This is a genomic window from Paracoccus halophilus, assembly GCF_000763905.1.
GTDB classification, from domain to species: Bacteria; Pseudomonadota; Alphaproteobacteria; order Rhodobacterales; family Rhodobacteraceae; genus Paracoccus; species Paracoccus halophilus.
This window is the reverse complement of the sequence record NZ_JRKN01000015.1, coordinates 13,345-29,065: the sequence shown is the minus strand read 5'-3', so window position 1 is coordinate 29,065 and position 15,721 is coordinate 13,345. Positions and strand designations below refer to the sequence as shown.

At 65.0% G+C, this 15,721-nt stretch carries 15 protein-coding genes; 5 read left to right on the top strand and 10 right to left on the bottom strand.

Features of this window, described 5'->3' with window-relative positions; genetic code table 11:
* Positions 1–22 precede the first annotated feature (22 nt).
* Positions 23–646, top strand: coding sequence for an OmpW/AlkL family protein (locus IT41_RS11560; RefSeq protein ID WP_036741445.1), 624 nt, complete (start codon positions 23–25; stop codon positions 644–646).
* A 155-nt stretch (positions 647–801) separates the two neighbouring features.
* Here IT41_RS11560 and IT41_RS11555 read toward each other — a convergent pair whose 3' ends face one another.
* A complete protein-coding gene (locus tag IT41_RS11555) occupies positions 802–1,962 on the bottom strand; it encodes an isovaleryl-CoA dehydrogenase (RefSeq protein ID WP_036741544.1) in 1,161 nt (386 codons plus the stop codon).
* 192 nt (positions 1,963–2,154) lie between these two features.
* Here IT41_RS11555 and IT41_RS11550 point away from each other — a divergent pair, with 192 nt between their 5' ends.
* Together IT41_RS11550 and cbiB are read left to right on the top strand one after the other, a co-directional pair.
* The gene (locus IT41_RS11550; RefSeq protein ID WP_036741444.1) at positions 2,155–2,697 is read left to right on the top strand and encodes a histidine phosphatase family protein; all 543 of its coding nucleotides are present in this window, start codon (positions 2,155–2,157) and stop codon (positions 2,695–2,697) included.
* A complete protein-coding gene (cbiB, locus tag IT41_RS11545) occupies positions 2,694–3,629 on the top strand; it encodes an adenosylcobinamide-phosphate synthase CbiB (protein ID WP_036741442.1) in 936 nt (311 codons plus the stop codon). The genes IT41_RS11550 and cbiB overlap by 4 nt, the downstream gene beginning before the upstream one ends.
* Here the strand turns inward: cbiB and IT41_RS21300 are convergent.
* The 3 genes from IT41_RS21300 to IT41_RS11535 are packed head-to-tail and all read right to left on the bottom strand — an operon-like array spanning position 3,555 to position 5,153.
* Positions 3,555–4,235, bottom strand: a complete 681-nt coding sequence (locus IT41_RS21300; protein WP_175496382.1) for a hypothetical protein — start codon at positions 4,233–4,235, stop codon at positions 3,555–3,557. The genes cbiB and IT41_RS21300 overlap by 75 nt on opposite strands.
* Complete coding sequence (locus tag IT41_RS11540; protein WP_036741440.1) at positions 4,228–4,701, bottom strand: Lrp/AsnC family transcriptional regulator; 474 nt, start codon at positions 4,699–4,701, stop codon at positions 4,228–4,230. Before IT41_RS11540 ends, IT41_RS21300 begins: the two co-directional genes overlap by 8 nt.
* A complete protein-coding gene (locus tag IT41_RS11535; protein ID WP_036741437.1) occupies positions 4,698–5,153 on the bottom strand; it encodes an Lrp/AsnC family transcriptional regulator in 456 nt (151 codons plus the stop codon). Before IT41_RS11535 ends, IT41_RS11540 begins: the two co-directional genes overlap by 4 nt.
* Positions 5,154–5,279: 126 nt before the next feature.
* Here IT41_RS11535 and ilvC point away from each other — a divergent pair, with 126 nt between their 5' ends.
* On the top strand, positions 5,280–6,302 hold the full coding sequence (gene ilvC / locus IT41_RS11530; protein ID WP_036741435.1) for a ketol-acid reductoisomerase: 1,023 nt from the start codon (positions 5,280–5,282) through the stop codon (positions 6,300–6,302).
* Positions 6,303–6,526: 224 nt separating this feature from the next.
* A complete protein-coding gene (locus tag IT41_RS11525; protein ID WP_175496383.1) occupies positions 6,527–7,249 on the top strand; it encodes a sulfotransferase family 2 domain-containing protein in 723 nt (240 codons plus the stop codon).
* A gap of 42 nt (positions 7,250–7,291) precedes the next feature.
* Here IT41_RS11525 and IT41_RS11520 read toward each other — a convergent pair whose 3' ends face one another.
* From IT41_RS11520 to gshB, 6 genes are all read right to left on the bottom strand, one after another.
* Positions 7,292–8,458, bottom strand: coding sequence for a hypothetical protein (locus IT41_RS11520; RefSeq protein WP_036741433.1), 1,167 nt, complete (start codon positions 8,456–8,458; stop codon positions 7,292–7,294).
* Between the two features lie 73 nt (positions 8,459–8,531).
* Entirely contained in the window at positions 8,532–12,005 is a 3,474-nt protein-coding gene (gene dnaE / locus IT41_RS11515) for a DNA polymerase III subunit alpha (RefSeq protein WP_036741430.1), read from the bottom strand.
* Between the two features lie 144 nt (positions 12,006–12,149).
* The gene (locus IT41_RS11510; protein ID WP_036741427.1) at positions 12,150–12,383 is read right to left on the bottom strand and encodes an acyl carrier protein; all 234 of its coding nucleotides are present in this window, start codon (positions 12,381–12,383) and stop codon (positions 12,150–12,152) included.
* Between the two features lie 136 nt (positions 12,384–12,519).
* Positions 12,520–13,257 (bottom strand): 3-oxoacyl-ACP reductase FabG, encoded by a 738-nt coding sequence (gene fabG, locus IT41_RS11505; protein WP_036741425.1) that lies wholly within the window; start codon positions 13,255–13,257, stop codon positions 12,520–12,522.
* Positions 13,258–13,325: 68 nt separating this feature from the next.
* Positions 13,326–14,252, bottom strand: a complete 927-nt coding sequence (fabD, locus tag IT41_RS11500) for an ACP S-malonyltransferase (protein WP_036741423.1) — start codon at positions 14,250–14,252, stop codon at positions 13,326–13,328.
* Between the two features lie 498 nt (positions 14,253–14,750).
* A complete protein-coding gene (gene gshB, locus IT41_RS11495; protein ID WP_036741421.1) occupies positions 14,751–15,701 on the bottom strand; it encodes a glutathione synthase in 951 nt (316 codons plus the stop codon).
* Between the last annotated feature and the right edge of the window lie 20 nt (positions 15,702–15,721).

Sequence of the window (15,721 nt, the reverse complement as noted above, 5' to 3'; positions counted from 1 at the left end):
ACATCAAGACGAGAGGACAGACATGACACGCCATCTGCTGACAGCCGCGACAGTGCTCGCCTCGGGGTTTGCCTGGGCCACGCCCGCGCTTGCGCAATCGCAGGGCGAATGGACGCTGGGCCTGGGTATCGCCAATGTGAATCCCAAATCCGACAATGGCGATCTGGTCGGCGGTACGGTGCCGACCGATATCGACGACAACACCCGGCCGACCATCACCTTTGAATATTTCATCCGCGACAATATCGGCATCGAGGTCCTGGGCGCCCTGCCCTTCAGACATTCGATCGAGTCGAACGGAACCGAGATCGGCACGGTCAAGCAATTGCCGCCGGTGGTCTCGTTGCAGTATCACTTTGACGTCACGCCGCAGTTCAAGCCGTTCCTCGGTGTCGGTGTCAACTTCACCGGCTTTTTCGATGCCGATGCCCGTGGCCCGCTGGAAGGCAGCGACCTGCGGGTCAAGAACAGCTGGGGTCTGGCCGCGCATGTGGGCGCCGATTACTGGATCTCGGAGCGGGGCGCGCTTCGTGCCGATCTGCGCTGGATCGATATCGACGCCGATGTCGAGCTGAACGGCGCCGATATCGGTGAGGTCGATGTCGATCCCGTGGTCGTCGGCATCAGCTATGTGATGAAGTTCTGAGCCCGCCCTGCGGGTCGGAGAGGGGTATCCTGCGGGGTACCCCTTGCCGCCCGCGCGGCCCATCCGCAGCGCGGCATGGCGGTAACGCGCGCCCGAAATGCGCGTGACCGGCGCCGGGCAACGGTCGGGCAGAACCGGCACGCGCGCCATAGGCCTCATGCCAGCGCCATCAGTTCACGGCCGATCAGCATGCGGCGGATTTCCGATGTGCCGGCGCCGATCTCCATCAGCTTGGCGTCGCGGAACAGGCGGCTGACCACGCTGTCGTTCAGAAAGCCCGCGCCGCCCAGGGCCTGCACCGCCTGATGGGCCTGCACCATGGCCTGTTCGCTGGCGTAAAGCACGGCACCCGCCGCATCCTGGCGTGTGACCTTGCCCGCGTCGCAGGCCCGCGCCACCTCGTAGATATAGGCGCGCGCGGTGTTCAGCGCGACATACATGTCGGCGATCTTGCCCTGCATCAGTTGGAAGGAACCGATCGGCTGGCCGAACTGCTTGCGGTCGCGGATATAGGGCATCACCTCGTCCAGACAGGCCGCGATGATGCCGGTGCCGATGCCCGACAGGACCAGCCGTTCGTAATCCAGCCCCGACATCAGCACGCGCACGCCGCGGCCTTCCTCGCCCAGGACATTCTCGAACGGGACCTCGCAATTCTCGAAGATCAGCTCGCCCGTGTTCGAGCCGCGCATGCCCAGCTTGTCGAAATGCGGGCCGGTCGAAAAGCCCGCCATGCCGCGCTCGACGACAAAGGCGGTGATGCCCTTGCTGCCCGCCTCGGGGTCGGTCTTGGCATAGACCACCAGCGTCTGCGCGTCGGGCGCGTTGGTGATCCAGTACTTGTTGCCGTTCAGCACATAGCGGTCGTTCTTTTTCTCGGCCCGCAGCTTCATGCCGACGACATCGCTGCCGGCGCCCTCCTCGGACATGGCCAGCGCGCCGACGGCGCGGCCCGAGCACAGATCGGGCAGGTATTTCGCGCGCTGCGCCGCGCTGCCGTTCAGCTTGATCTGGTTCACGCACAGATTCGAATGCGCGCCATAGGACAGGCTGATGCTGGCGCTGGCCCGCGCGATTTCCTCGGTCGCGACGACATGGGCCAGATAGCCCATGCCCGAGCCGCCGAATTCCTCCGCGACGGTGATGCCCAGCAGGCCAAGCTCGCCCATTTCGGTCCACAGCTCATTGGGGAACGCATTCTTGCGGTCCACCTCGGCCGCCAGCGGCTTGACCCGTTCCTGCGCCCAGCGATGCACCGTATCGCGCAGCGCATTCACATCCTCGCCCAGATCGAATTCCATACCCCGCGTGAACATCGTGACGCCCTCCATTTATTGAACGATCGTTCATTTAATCCGGAAAATGCCTGTCGCCCCTCCCCGAGTCAAGCTTTCTTTGGCCGCCCAAGACAAATCCTGCGCCACCGGACCCGAGTCGGGCAAGCGCCCTGCCCGCGTTGACAAGCGCCAGAGCGCGGGCGATCCATGCCGATGAAAGATTGAGGCCCGATGAGCGACGCGATCCGCCTGATGATTCTGCGCCATGCGCCGCTGGCCCGGCCCGGGCTGGCCGGGCGGCGCGATGTCGCGGCCGATTGCAGCGATGGCGCCGCGATGGATTGGGCGGCAAGGGCGCTGAACGGCGCGGATGCCTGCTGGGCCAGCCCGGCGCTGCGCTGCCGCCAGACCTGCGCGGCATTGGGGCTTGTGCCCGAATATCACGCCGATCTGTGGGAACAGGATTTCGGCGCGTGGGAGGAACCGGGCGCCTCCCCGCCCGACCTGGGTCTGCTGCCGGTCCGGGATCTGGCCGCCCATCGCCCGCCCGGCGGCGAGAGCTTTCTGGACATGGCCGCGCGCGTGCAGCCGGTGCTGAACCGCGCCCGGGGCAACACCGCGATCATCGCCCATGCCGGCACCGCGCGGGCGGCGCTGGCGCTGGCGGTCGGGCCGGCGGCGCTGTCCTTTTCCGTCGCGCCGCTGTCGCTGACGGTGATGACACGTGCCGGCGACATCTGGGCGATCGAGGCTGTGAACCGGATCTCGCCATGATCCTGTCCGACCAGACCCTGACCGTGGCGCTGGTGGCACTGGCGCTGGATGCAGCCCTCGGCTGGCCCGCGGCGCTGTTTCGCCGCATATCGCATCCCGTGGTCTGGCTGGGCGCGCTGATCTCGGCGCTGGACCGGCGGCTGAACCATGGCCGCCACCGCATGCTGCGCGGGGCTGTGGCGACCGGCATCGCACTGGCCGCCGCCCTTGGCCCGGCCCTTCTGCTGACATGGCTGCTGCTGCCCCTGCCCGCCGGACCGCTGCTCCTGGGGATACTGGCCTGGCCGCTGGTCGCCGCGCGGTCACTACACGATCACGTCGCGGCGGTGGCCCGGCCGCTGGCGTCGGGCGATACCGCCGGGGCCAGATCCGCCGTCGCGATGATCGTCGGCCGCGACCTGGACGACCGCCCCGCCCCCATCGCCCGCGCCGCGCTGGAAAGCCTGGCCGAGAACACGTCGGACGGGGTGACGGCGCCGCTGTTCTGGGCGGCCATTGCCGGGCTGCCGGGCATCGCGGCCTATAAGGCGATCAACACGCTGGATTCGATGATCGGCCATATGAGCCCGCGCCACGCGCTGTTCGGGCGCGTGGCCGCAAGGCTGGACGATCTGGTGAACCTGCCCGCCTCGCGCCTGACCGGAGGGCTGTTCGCGCTGGCCGCATGGTCGCGCGACGCCTGGAGGGTCATGCGCCGCGACGCCCGTCGCCACCGCTCGCCCAATGCCGGCTGGCCCGAGGCCGCCATGGCCGGCGCGCTTGGCGTCAGGCTATCCGGGCCGCGCAGCTATGGCGGCATCCCGTCACCCGAGCCATGGCTGAACGAAACCGCCCGCGACCCGGACCCGGGCGATCTGTCACGCGGGCTGGCGCTCTATCGCCGCGCGGTTCTGCTGATCGGGCTGGGGCTGGCGCTGCTGCTGGCGCTTTAAGTTCTGCGGGGAGTTGGGGTTTGCCTCGGTCAGCAGATGTGAATCACATTTTGGATGGAAGGTTTTGTGCTCACGGACGCCCAATGTGCGAAGAAGGAGCCGCATAGTCTGGTCAAGACTACAGCCCCCGGGCGGAGCAGAGGGAACAATCGGCTGTTCTTGGAGGCGGTGCTGTGGATCGTCCAGACAGGCAGTCATGGCGCGATCTTCCAGCCCGGTCCGGCAACTGGAACAGTGCGTACAGGCGGTTTCGCGATTGACGAAAAATATTGTTTCAAAACGGATTTTTTGCGCCATGCCGGATAAGCCAGACATCGAATACACCATGGTTGACGTCAGCATCGTCAAAGTGCGCCGGCACGGCCAGCGCGCAAAATATGGCCTCAGAACCACGCCATTGGCCGCTCGGAAGGCGGTATGAGCACCAGGATTCTGGCGCTGACCGACGCCCCGGGCAACCTTGTGCGCTTTCGCGCGATGCCTGACCACCGCTTTCGCAGCGTCGGTGCAGCGCCGCTCATCGATGGCGTTGCGTTCGGCGCTTTCATCGCCGACAGGAACACCATCGCGGTGATCCCCAGCAACCCGTCGCGGGCGCTCAAACACCTAGCGGGCCGGGCCGGCGTTCCTCGGACAGCATCACGTTGGCTTCGACCTGGCCCACGCCGGGCAGGGTCATGATGCGGCGGCGCAGGATGCGTTCGAAATCGGCGATGTCGCGGGCATGGATGCGCAGCCGGTAATCGAACTGGCCCAGCACATGCTGGACGGTCTGAACCTCGGGGATGGCGGTCACGGCGCGCTCGAAATCCTCAAGGCTGGTGCGGCCCCTGGCGGCCAGCCGGATGCCCAGAAACACGGTCACGCCAAAGCCAAGCGCGGCCATATCGACGGAGATCCGCCTCCCGGCGATCACGCCCGCCTCGGTCAGGCGCCGGATGCGCCGCCATGTGGCGGGCTGCGTCATGCCGAGTTCGCGCCCGATCTCGGCCGCGCTCAGCGTCGCGTCGCCGGCCAGCAGGCGCAGGATCGCCAGATCGGTCGCATCGGGGACAAAGGCGGCATCGCTCACAGCGGCAGCTCCTGCACATCCTTGATGGTGCTGACCAGCATCAGCGCGTCGGAATCGGTGACATGCGGCAGGGTCAGGATGCTCTCGCGATAGATCTGCTGCCAATGCGCCATGTCGCGGGCAATCACCGACAACCGCAGATCGACCGAGCCGAGAAAGGTCTGGATCTCGGTCACTTCCGGCACGCGGCGGGCAGCGGCGATGAAGTCGTCAAAGGCGCGCGGATCGGTCTTGTCCAGCGTGAAGCGCAGGCTGACCTCGACCTCATATCCCAGCCGGCGCCAGTCGATGCGGCTCTCGGTCGCGCGGATGGTGCCGGTTTCGCGCATCCGTTCCAGCCGGCGCCACAGGCTGGCGGGCGTGACCCCTGCCCGTTCGGCGAGTTCGGCATTGGCGATGCCGGGATCCGCCAGAAGCTGGCGCAGGATGCGGCGATCGGTGGCGTCGGGCATGAATTTTTCACCTTTTTGCCAAATCTGGCATGACTATCATCAAATATCCAGACAATCCGCGAAAAATGCACAGAACTGGCCGCGCGGCCCTGCTAGTAATCCCTTCGTCAACTATGGAGGGACGCCATGCGCGTTTACTATGATCGCGACTGCGATGTGAACCTGATCAAGGACAAGAAGATCGCCATGCTGGGCTATGGCAGCCAGGGCCATGCCCATGCGCTGAACCTGCGCGACAGCGGCGCCAAGAATGTCGTCGTGGCGCTGCGCGACGGCTCACCCTCGGCCAAGAAGGCCGAAGCCGAAGGCCTCAAGGTCATGGGCATCGCCGAAGCCGCCGCCTGGGCCGATCTGGTCATGTTCACCATGCCCGACGAATTGCAGGCCGAAACCTATCGCAAGTACGTCCATGACAACCTGAAGGAAGGCGCCGCGATCGCCTTTGCCCACGGTCTGAACGTGCATTTCGGCCTGATCGAGCCGAAACCCGGCGTCGATGTCATCATGATGGCCCCCAAGGGCCCCGGCCACACGGTGCGCGGCGAATATGTCAAGGGCGGCGGCGTGCCCTGCCTGGTCGCGGTGCATCAGGACGCCACCGGCAAGGCGATGGATCTGGGCCTCAGCTATTGCTCGGCCATCGGCGGCGGGCGTTCCGGCATCATCGAGACCAATTTCCGCCAGGAATGCGAAACCGACCTGTTCGGCGAACAGGCCGTGCTGTGCGGCGGTCTGGTCGAACTGATCCGCATGGGCTTCGAAACCCTGGTCGAGGCCGGTTACGAGCCGGAAATGGCCTATTTCGAATGCCTGCACGAGGTGAAGCTGATCGTCGATCTGATCTATGAAGGCGGCATCGCCAACATGAACTACTCGATCAGCAACACTGCCGAATATGGCGAATATGTCAGCGGCCCGCGCATCCTGCCCTATGAGGAGACCAAGGCCCGCATGAAAGCCGTGCTGAACGACATCCAGACCGGCAAGTTCGTGCGCGACTTCATGCAGGAAAATGCCGTCGGCCAGCCCTTCTTCAAGGCCACCCGCCGAATCAATGACGAGCACGAGATCGAGAAGGTCGGCGAGAAGCTGCGCGCCATGATGCCCTGGATCTCCAAGGGCAAGATGGTCGACAAGGACCGCAACTAAGGCGCGAACGCGCAGGTTGGCGGGCGCGGCAGGAATGCCGCGCCCCGATCTTTCCCGCGCCCCGGCCGCAAGCCGGCCTTGTGATCCATGCGATGAGCCGGTAGTGCGTGACCCTGTGGAAAGCACCTAATAAGAGCGCGGCGACCTCCGGGACTGCTGCTGGAACGGCAACGGATATGAAACTCAAGCTCTTGGCCTCCAACTTTAGACCAATGACCGCCGTCATGAATCCTTCGCTGGCCGAAATGGAGGCCGAGAAAAGGGCGGGAATCGTCTTTGTCCATGTCGGCAAATGCGCCGGCGGCAGCGTCATGAAGGCCCTCAGGCGCGGTCTGACCCGCAACCACGCGATGTTCGAGCTGCACACCCGCAACGCCAACCAGTTGCTGCGTGAAACCCTGTTCGGCACGCAGAAGGAATTCACCTATCTGATCGCGCTGCGCGACCCGATCAGCCGCTTCGTTTCGGCCTTCAACTGGGACAAGCACAGGTTCTTTCTCAACGAGAAGACCCGGGCGCCCTATGTCAAGCCATTCTTCGAGGAGTTCCGCACCGCCGACATGCTGGCCTGCGCCTTATCCTCGGATGACAGCGACAAGGCCGCGCGCGCATTGGAGTTTTCGCGCTTTGGCCATATGGGCATGGGCCAGGGCTGGTACGTGCCGGCGGATGTCGTGACTGCCCTGCCAAAGGCGCGGACATGGCTGTGCGAAACCGAACGCCTGGCCGAGGATCTGCAGAATTTTGCCGCGGCAATGGACGAGCGCTATGCCAAAAGGCGCCTGGAGGTCGGCCATGACAAGGCCGAATTCACCGCCGGCTATGACAACCGGGACGAGCTTTTCAGCAAGAAGCTCTCGGTGGAAGGCCGGCGCAACCTGCGCATTCTGCTGAACGACGATTACCGCTCCCAGAGATTGCTCAAGCAACGCTTCGGCCGGCGCTGAACGCGCGGCAAGGGGCCGGGACCCGTGCCGCGCAATGCGCGGTCAGGACAGCGGCTGGATTGCCCGCAGACGCTCGATCGCGCGGCGCTCGCTTCCCGCCAGATAGCCCGCGCCCAGCAAGCGGATCAGTTGCGCGACAAGAGCCCCGCCATCGCTGTCGCGCAGCGCGACCAGTTCCCTGTCCGAAAGCAGGCCGACATATTCCAGCGCCACATCGTCGCTGTCGCTCCAATGCGATTTTTCCAGCCGGTCGAAGATCCTTTTCAGGCGCTCGGTATTGTTGCCCAGCGAGACCAGAAATCTGGCAAGCCCCTTTTCGTCCATGTTGACGGTCATGCCCCAGCCGCCGGTGCGGAAACGGTTGATCACGAATTCCGGGTCGGCCTCGGCGTAATACCTGAACGCATGGGTCAGCGGGTTCAGCCCGTGCGAAAAGCGATAGCCCACCTTGGAACTGCTCCAGTCCATGGTCAGGTCCAGCAATCCGACACCGTCAAAAGTCAGGGCATTGTTGACCCGCCGCAGCCCGTCGGGCCAGCCCTGAACCGGCGAGCCATAGCTGAACACCTCAAGCCCCCGGATCGCGCCGGCGCCGCGCGCCAGAGCCACCCCGGTCAGCGCGTTCGAGACGATCAGATTGCCCTGGCTATGGGCATGGATCGGCGTGCCCAGCATGCCGCCCGGCGCGGCCAGAAGCAGCGCGTAAAGCGCCCGCGTCGCCGCGTTGTCGCCCAGCAGGCCATGAACATAATCGTCCTTGGAAAGGCCGGGGGCCGCAGCCTTTTCCAGCTGATACAGCGCCTCGGTGATCGCGTGCCAGCTGCCGAAATCCGAACGCGGCGGCAGGGCCAGGGCGGCCGGCCCCAGATATTTGCTCAGCAGCAGATTCGCGGGCGAGCCATGCGCCAGAACCTTTTGGTCCGGCTTCTGCAGGCTGGCGAATTTCAGCTTGTCGGTCAGGCACTGGACCAGATCGACCAGCCCGCCCTGCGACTTGTTGAACACGCCATAGACGCTGGCGCCCAGCATGGCCGACAGGCGGGTGGCGTTCTCGGCATGTCCGGCGCCGTCATTCAACATCCCGTTGACGAAGATCACCGGCTTGTTGGGATTGTACCAGGGCCGGCCGGTCAGCTCATCGGCCAGATAACGGGTCACGGCCCCGTCCTGCGTCGGTATGCCGCCATTGCGAATTACGGGTGCTTTCATCGAAACCTCTCCTGAATCGTCAACTTTTCGGCATCCGGGGGCATCAGGCCCGCCGCCCAACCGGATGCCAAACCTATTCCTCCAGCACGTCCAGAACCCCCGGCACCACCCGCAAGGCCTGCCGCGCGGGCGTGGTCAGCGGCGCCTCGGCGGTGATTTCGATATCGACCAGATCCTCGCCATCCTTGAGCCGCAGCGAGATCGGGCCGCAGGCGCGCGCGGGGGCGCGGATCTGGGCCTGGATGCGCGCCAGCGCCGCGGCGATGCCGGGCACGGCGTCCGGCCCGATGATCTCGACCGCCAGCCGGTTGGCGCCGGCATCGGCGACATACTGGTCCAGCGGCGTGACGCCGCGCGCCAGCAGCTTGACCTGATCGCCCGAGGGCTCGACCTGCACCTGCAGCACGACATTCTCGCCCGGTTCCAGATGCTGGCGATGCGCGTCCAGCGTGTCGGAAAACACGGTGACCTCGTAAAGCCCGGTCGGATCGGACAGGCCGACAAAGGCGTAGCGCGTGCCGCGCGCGGATTTCTTTTCCTGCCGGTTGGCGACCGTCCCGGCCATCGACGCGACCAGCGCCCCGTCCTGCGCCGCAGCCGTCACCTCGGCCAGGGTCTGCACGCCCTTGCGGCGCAGCGCGGGCTGGTAATCGTCCAGCGGATGGCCCGACAGGTAAAAGCCGATGGCCGCATGTTCCTCGCCCAGCTTTTCGGCCGGCATCCAGATCGGCGCCGGCACCGGGCGCGGCGGCGGCAGATCCTCGCCGCCACCGAAAAGCGAGGACTGGCTGGATTGCGCAGCCTCTTGCACGGCAGCCGACCATGCCACCAGCCCGTCCAGCGATTTCAGCACCCTGGCGCGGCTTTCCTCCAGCATGTCGAAGGCACCGGCACGGGCCAGCATCTCCAGCGGGCGCTTGCCGACGCGGCGCATGTCCACGCGGCGGGCAAAATCATGCATGTCCTTGAAAGCCCGGTCGCCGCGCGCCTGCACGATCATCCGCATCGCCTCGACGCCGACGCCCTTGAGCGCGCCAAGCGCGTAAAGGATGCGGCCCTCCCTGACGGTGAACGTCGCATCTGAGCGGTTGACGCAGGGCGGCACGGTCTCGATCCCCATCCGGTCGGCCTCGCGCTTATAGACCGCCAGCTTGTCAGTCAGATGAATGTCGCAATTCATCACCGCCGCCATGAATTCGACCGGGTGATTGGCCTTGAGCCAGGCGGTCTGGTAGCTGACCACGGCATAGGCCGCCGCATGCGATTTGTTGAAACCGTAATTGGCGAATTTCTCCAACAGGTCAAATACTTCCCCGGCCTTCTTTGAATCGACCCCGTTCGCAACCGAGCCGTCGACGAATTTCGGCCGCTCCTTGGCCATTTCCTCGGCGATCTTCTTGCCCATGGCGCGGCGCAGCAGGTCGGCGCCGCCCAGGCTGTAGCCGGCCATGACCTGCGCGATCTGCATCACCTGTTCCTGATAGACGATGATGCCCTGGGTTTCGGCCAGGATATGGTCGATGCTGGGATGGATCGATTCCAGATCGCGGACGCCGTTCTTGACCTCGCAATAGGTCGGGATGTTCTCCATCGGGCCGGGACGGTACAGCGCCACCAGCGCCACGATATCCTCGATGCAGGTCGGCTTCATCCGCCGCAGCGCATCCATCATGCCCGAGCTTTCGACCTGGAACACGGCCACCGTGCGGGCGCTGGCGAACAGATCGTAACTCGGTTTGTCGTCCAGGGGGATGGCGTTGATCTGGTTTTCCGCGCCCTCGGCCGGCTGATAAAGCTGGCGCCCGTCGGCCGCTACATGCAGCGGCCGGCCGCCGCCATTGATCAGGTCGACCGCGTTCTGGATCACGGTCAGGGTCTTGAGGCCCAGAAAGTCGAATTTGACCAGCCCGGCCTGCTCGACCCATTTCATGTTGAACTGCGTGGCCGGCATGTCCGAGGCCGGATCGCGGTAAAGCGGCACCAGATGGTGCAGCGGCCGGTCGCCGATCACCACGCCGGCGGCATGGGTCGAGGCGTTCCTGAGCAGCCCCTCGATCTTGGCGGCATAGTCCAGCAGGCGGGCGACGACCTCTTCCTTGGCGGCCTCGCGCAGGCGCGGCTCATCGGCCAGGGCCTTGGTGACGCTGACCGGCTTGACGCCCTCGACCGGGATCATCTTGGAGAGGCGATCGACCTGGCCGAAGGGCAGTTGCAGCACGCGCCCGACATCGCGCACCGCCGCCTTGGAGAGCAGCGCGCCGAAGGTGATGATCTGGCCGACCTTCTCGCGGCCGTATTTCTCCTGAACGTAGCGGATCACCTCTTCGCGGCGGTCCATGCAGAAATCGATGTCGAAATCGGGCATGCTGACCCGCTCAGGATTTAGAAACCGCTCGAACAGCAGGCTGTAACGCAATGGATCCAAATCGGTAATCGTCAACGCATAGGCGACAAGACTGCCCGCGCCCGAACCCCGGCCCGGCCCGACCGGAATGCCCTGATCCTTGGCCCATTTGATGAAATCGGCAACGATCAGGAAATACCCGGGAAAGCCCATCTGCTCGATGATGCCCAGCTCGAATTTCAGGCGCGCCTCATATTCCTCGACGCTGACGGCATGGGGGATGATCGCCAGCCGCGCGCGCAGCCCGTCCCAGGCCTGACGGCGCAGTTCCTCGACCTCGTCATCGGCGAATTTCGGCAGGATCGGCTCGTGCCGGGAAACGGCAAAGGCGCAGCGGCGGGCGATCTCCACCGTGTTCTCGATGGCCTCGGGCAGATCGGCAAAGAGCGCCGCCATCTCGGCCGGGGACTTGAAGTAATGCTGCGGCGTCAGGCGGCGGCGGGGTGCGGTCTGATCGACATAGGCGCGTTCGGAAATGCAGATCAGCGCGTCATGCGCATCATAAAGGTCCGCCTTGGGGAAATAGACATCATTGGTGGCGACCAGTGGCAGATCCAGCGCATAGGCGATGTCGATCATGCCGCCTTCGGCCGCCTGTTCCTCAGGCATCGGGCGGCCTTCGGCATCGTGGTGGCGCTGCAATTCGACGTAAAGCCGGGTCGGAAAGGCCGCCGCCAGACGCTGGGCCAGGGCGCGTGCCTCGGGCAGATGTCCCTGCGCGACCATCTGGCCCAAAGGGCCCTGCGCGCCGCCGGTCAGGCAGATCAGACCCGCCGAACGCGCCTCAAGTTCCTCCAGCGTGACATGCGGCAGCGAACCGTCGCCGCGCAGGTAAAGGCAGGTCGAGATATCCATCAGGTTCAGCCAGCCCGCCTGATCCTGCGCCAGCAGCACGACCGGGCCGGTCACCGCGCCGGTCTCGAGCGTGACCTGACAGCCGATGATCGGCTGCACGCCGGCATCCTGCGCCTTGACGGAAAACTCCAGCGCCGCGAAGAGCGCATTGGTATCGGTCAGCGCGACGGCGGGCATGCCGTTCTGCGCCGCCAGCTCGGCCAGTTTCTTGACCGGAACCGCGCCCTCCAGCAGCGAATGTTCGGAATGCGTACGCAGGTGGATGAATCGGGGGGCGTTGTCAGGCATGGCGCCAATCTAGGCGCGAACGCCCCGGCTGCGCAATCGCCCCCGGCTGAAATCCGCGATGCGCGAGCGAACCCCTTCAGCCCAAAGAAAAAGGGCGGCGCTTCCGTCAGGAAAGCACCGCCCCGCAAATCCGTCAGCGCTGGTTCAGACCGCGCCCTGGATGAACTTCACCGCATCGCCAAAGGTCTGGATGGTTTCGGCGGCGTCGTCGGGGATCTCGATACCGAACTCCTCTTCGAACGCCATCACCAGTTCAACAGTATCCAGCGAGTCGGCGCCCAGATCGTCGATGAACGAGGCGCTCTCGGTCACCTTTTCTTCATCGACGCCCAGATGCTCGACGACAATTTTCTTCACGCGATCAGCGATATCGCTCATGTCTTTTCCTCGTTTTCGCGGGCATCCGCCCAGAATGTTCCAGCAATCGCCGGCCGTAGCCCGGGGCGGTCCCCCTGCAGCCTTGTCAGCGGGATATAGCACGCGAACGTGATCTTGCAACCCGCATAAACCATTATCAGATCATCGCCATGCCGCCATTCACATGCAGCGTGGCGCCGGTAATATAGCCCGCCTCGGGGCTGGTCAGGAACAGCACGGCGGCGGCGATCTCGCTGGCGGAACCCATCCGCCCGGCGGGGATCTGGGCCAGGATCCGGCCCTTCTGTTCCTCATTCAGTTTTTCGGTCATCGCGGTCTCGATAAAGCCCGGCGAGACGCAGTTCACCGTGATCCCGCGCGAGGCGACCTCATAGGCCAGGCTCTTGGACATGCCGACCAGCCCCGCCTTGGCGGCGGCATAATTGCCCTGACCGGGATTGCCGGTCGCCCCCACGACCGAGCCGATATTGACGATCCGGCCCCAGCGGGCCTTCATCATGCCGCGCAGAACGGCGCGGCACAGCCGGAAGCTCGAGGTCAGGTTGACCTCCAGGACCTGCGCCCATTCCTCATCCGACATCCGCATGAACAGATTGTCGCGCGTGATCCCGGCATTGTTGACCAGGATATCGACGCCGCCCGCTGCCTCGGCCGCCGCCTTGGGCAGGGCCTCGACCGCCTCGGCATTGCCCAGATCGGCGGTCACGACATGAACGCGCTCGCCCAGCGTCGCGGCCAGTTCCCGCAGCGGCGCCTCGCGCGTTCCCGAGAGCACCAGCGTGGCGCCGGCGGCGTGCAGCGCTTGCGCCACCGCACCTCCGATCCCGCCCGACGCGCCGGTCACCAGCGCCTTCTTTCCGCTCAGATCGAACATTCCATGCCTCATTCTTTGATGTCATATGTCCCCGAGGATACCCGCGGGGATCGGGGCAGCGCCCGCTTTCAGCCCTTTAGCGCCGCGATATCGGCCGGAACGCCGACATTCCTGACCACGGCCTCTTTGGCAATGCGCCGGATCATCCCCGACAGCGCCTTTCCGGCGCCGATCTCCCAAAATTCCGTGACACCGGCCCCGGTCAGAAATTCGATGGACTCGCGCCAGCGCACGGCGCCGGTCACCTGCTCGACCAGCAGGCGGCGGATGGCGCCGGGCTCGGTCACCGGCTCGGCGCGCACATTGGCGATCACCGGCACTTCCGGCGCGCTGATCTCGATCGCCGCAAGGGCCTCGGCCATTGCCGCGGCCGCCGGCTGCATCAGCGCCGAATGGAAGGGCGCCGAGACGGGCAGCATCAGCGCACGCTTGGCGCCGCGTTCCCTGGCCAGCGCGGCCGCGCGCTCGACGGCCTCCCTGTGCCCCGAGATCACCACCTGTGCCGGGTCATTGTCATTGGCGGCCTGACAGACCTCGCCCTCGGCGGCGTCGCGGGCGATCTGATCGACGGCGGCGTAATCCAGCCCCAGGATCGCTGCCATCGCGCCCTGCCCGACCGGCACCGCCTCCTGCATGGCCGCGCCACGCAGGCGCAGCAACCGCGCGGTATCGGCCAGGGTCAGCGCGCCGGCCGCGCAAAGCGCCGAATATTCACCCAGGGAGTGACCGGCCACGAAATCCGCGTCACCGATACCGAAACCCTCGGCCTCAAGCGCCCGGAACGCCGCCATCGAGGTCGCCATCAGCGCCGGCTGGGCGTTCTGGGTCAGGGTCAGCGTTTCGATATCGCCGGTCCAGATCAGCTCCGAGAGCGGCTCGCCCAAAGCCTCATCCACCTCGGCAAAGACCGCCCGCGCGGCCGGATAGGCCTCGGCCAGTTCGCGTCCCATGCCGATGACCTGAGCGCCCTGCCCCGGAAATACGAATGCCCGCATTGCGGTATTCCTTCTTTCTTATGTCGTTGTGACAGGATTAGCCTGCGCCGGGCCGTCCCGCAACCGCGCCGGCACCCAGGATCGGATGTTCGGCCCGCGGCTGTCTTGTCCGACAGCGGGCGACAGGCTCCGGCTCTCGTGATGAAGGGATTCGGGAATCGAGGCCCATGAACAGACTGATCGTCTCTGACGAACTGACGCCTCCAAGGGTTGACGCAACTTCGTCGGGGTGACGCTCTGCCCCGGTCTCCGAACGATCATCACCGCATGTCCCCGGATGCCATGGTCCAGCGCAGCGGCGTGCATTTAGGCGTTACAGCCTGTGATCCTCGCGCGCATGACCGGACCTGCAACCGAACCCCAGCAGGCAGCGTCAGCCCGGAATTTGAAACCGGCCCGTCCCTTTGCGCACCGTTCTTGACGGCAGAACCGATGCCGTGTCTCCGGCTCGACAGAAGCCCCACAATGCGCCTGCCGCCAACAAGGCCACGGAACGCCTCAGGCTCTTTCCGCCAACTTCCTCTCGATCGCATCCCAGATCAGCCCCGCCGCATTCACGCCATCGAAACGCTCGAGTTCCTGAATGCCGGTTGGCGAGGTCACATTGATCTCGGTCAGCCAGCCGTCAATCACGTCGATCCCGGTGAAAAGCAGCCCCTTCTCGCGCAAGACAGGCGCAATCGTCGCGCAGATTTCACGCTCGCGCTCGGTCAATCCGATCTTTTCGGCACGCCCGCCCACATGCATGTTCGAGCGCGCCTCGCCCGCGACCGGTATGCGGTTGATCGCACCGACCGGCTCGCCATCGACGAGGATGATCCGCTTGTCGCCCATGGCCACCGCAGGCAGAAATTTCTGGACGATGACCGGCTCACGGCTATTCGCCGAGAAGGTTTCGATCAAGGAGGAAAGATTGGGGTCGTTCGGCCGCAAGTGGAAGATCCCCGCCCCGCCATTGCCATATAGCGGCTTGATTATCATGTCTCCGTGCCGCGCGCGAAAATCGCGGATCTGGGACAGATCACGAGTGATCAGGGTCGGCGGCGTCAGATCGGGAAAATCCAGCACCAGAAGCTTTTCCGGGCTGTTGCGGACCCAGAACGGGTCGTTGACGACAAACGTCTTCGGATGCACGCGGTCCAGAAGATGGGTATTGGTAATATAGGCCATATCGAAAGGTGGGTCCTGGCGCAGCCAGATCACGTCGAACTCGGCCAGATCGACCTCGGCCCAGTCACCGAACGTGACATGATCGCTGGCCCGACGCCGCAATGTCACCGGACGGCCGCGAGCGATCACCCGCCCCTCGCAATAGCTCAGCCGATCGACGGTATACTGAAACAGCCGATGACCGCGCGCCTCGGCCTCGAGCCCCAAACGAAATGTACTGTCCCCATCAATCGAGACATGCTCGATCGGATCCATCTGCAGGGCCACGTAAAGACTCATGTTATCAGCTCCAGCCTGCC